At 65.2% G+C, this 423-nt stretch carries 1 protein-coding gene; it reads left to right on the forward strand.

Annotated elements, in window-relative coordinates; all coding sequences use genetic code 11:
* Positions 1-18: 18 nt before the first annotated feature.
* The coding region (locus tag JYA52_RS23160) for a catalase (protein ID WP_205651146.1) at positions 19-423 on the forward strand (405 nt) is incomplete at its 3' end.

A 423-nucleotide genomic window follows, 5' to 3' on the forward strand; every position in this document is an offset into this window, starting at 1 on the left:
CAACAAATTAGGAGAAAGATGACTTCGAACATCTCTGCGCCTGCCGTGTCCACGACACAGTCCGGCGCTCCTGTCACGTCCGATGCCCATTCCAAGGCTGTCGGCGCCGACGGCGCCATCATCCTCACGGACCACTACCTGGTGGAGAAGCTCGCCCAGTTCAACCGCGAGCGGGTCCCGGAGCGCGTGGTGCACGCCAAGGGCGGCGGCGCGTTCGGCACGTTCAAGACCACCGAGGACATCTCGGCCTACACCAAGGCCGCGTTCCTGCAGCCCGGCGTCGAGACCGAGATGCTGATCCGTTTCTCCTCGGTCGCGGGCGAGAACGGCTCCCCGGACACCTGGCGGGACCCGCGCGGTTTCGCGGTGAAGTTCTACACCTCCGAGGGCAACTACGACCTCGTGGGCAACAACACCCCGGTG

Source organism: Arthrobacter pascens, assembly GCF_017052465.1.
Classification (GTDB): Bacteria; Actinomycetota; Actinomycetes; order Actinomycetales; family Micrococcaceae; genus Arthrobacter; species Arthrobacter pascens.